Here is a 1,437-nt window from a genome sequence, read left to right as displayed (position 1 = left end):
TAAGGGCTTTGAAAAGATGCGCTTCACCATGAGAGCGGTTGTGATAGCTAAGTCACTAATCAATCGCTCGCTACCTCATCTATTCTGTTTAGATTCTGTCCACTCCTATCTTGCTTCTTCGTCTCTCCCAAACATTATTTAACCTCAATTCACTATATACTTATTGTACTTACTCCAATTGGTGGTTTTATAGCGAGGCTTCGGTATAAAACCAAAGTCAGCAAATGAATGTCCCTGATCTGATCGTAAGATTTTGATTTAGTTCATTCGATTTCGGCAACAAAGCCCCACCGGTGCCTACTACGAGTTTCTTGATAGGAACGTGATCGGATTCGATACCATTATTGAGATACTTCACTTGTCGGTGTTTAATGTTTGAGGCCGTAACTCTTATGGATATTGACGCAGACACCGCTTCAGGAACTCATAAGCCGCATCTTTATTACGTTTGTGGGAGAAATAGAAGTCCAGCGTCTCACCTTGTTTGTTGATAGCTCGGTACAGATAATGCCATTTTCCTTTCACCTTCATATAGGTTTCATCGAGCTGCCACGAAGAGTCAGCTCGAATGAATTGACGACGGCGTAATTTTTTACGTAATGCTGCGCATATTCAATGAACCAAAGATAAATGGTCTCGCGGTTAACCAAAATTCCATGCTCTTGCAGCATGTCGCTGAGGTTAGCGTAGCTCATTGGAGTTGAACCATACCAACGCGACACCATAAGATGATATCAGGGGCAAAATGTTTCCATTTAAATTTGGGGTTAGTCATTGAACAGCTAGATTAGATGGGGAAAGACGAAATTCTGAGTCTTTGCTACATTTCTTGCAACAAGCCCTATCCATCCGTCACGAATAGACGACCGTTTTCTTTCTTCGGCGTGTCCTGAGCTCCAATAGCGGGCGTATTTGATGACCCACCGATTGATGATTGCGTGATTCACAGTCACTCCGCGCTCTCTCTGAGTTTCTTCAATCTCGCGATAACTAAGCTTGTAAGAGAGATAGTAGCGTAGGGTTTCGAGAATGACGTTGGATAGGAAATGGCAACCTTTAAACACCTAAGATTCAGAGTGTTGAATAGACATTGGGCAAATCTTAACCTATGAAGTAAAACTTTGCGACAGAACCAAATGTGGCAATACGGTCGAGGAACAACAGGAGAGATCTGTCTAATCACTCATACGTTGATGATGGGCTGATGCTTCCCTCATGGTTCCATTCACTCACCATACCTACTTGCAACAGAGCTGCCAAGAATGCGCGATGTAAGGTAGAATTACGCAATAGAACTCTGGTTATATATTTAAACCGAATAGTGAATTCATGTTTTACTCTATTGTAAAGCGTCTGCAAGAATAATATTCTAGAGAAAATGACAACTTTAGCATTAGCTAAATAAAATATATATTAATTTAATAAAAGCTCTAATAT

The 1,437-nt window shown here is 41.0% G+C and carries 3 pseudogenes; all 3 read right to left on the bottom strand.

The annotated features are described in order from the left end of the window. Positions 1-207, bottom strand: a pseudogene (locus tag HW45_RS29860) (IS5/IS1182 family transposase); the annotation flags it as partial. 64 nt (positions 208-271) lie between these two features. After that, positions 272-412 (bottom strand): annotated as a pseudogene (locus HW45_RS30285) (DDE-type integrase/transposase/recombinase); the annotation flags it as partial. Then, positions 397-775, bottom strand: a pseudogene (locus HW45_RS28685) (IS6 family transposase); the annotation flags it as partial. The pseudogenes HW45_RS28685 and HW45_RS30285, both read right to left, overlap by 16 nt. Positions 776-1,437: the final 662 nt, after the last annotated feature.

The organism is Vibrio sp. ER1A (assembly GCF_000733315.1).
Lineage (GTDB): Bacteria > Pseudomonadota > Gammaproteobacteria > Enterobacterales > Vibrionaceae > Vibrio > Vibrio mediterranei.
Note: the sequence above shows the minus strand (reverse complement) of the source record. Positions and strands in the feature narration are given on the sequence as shown.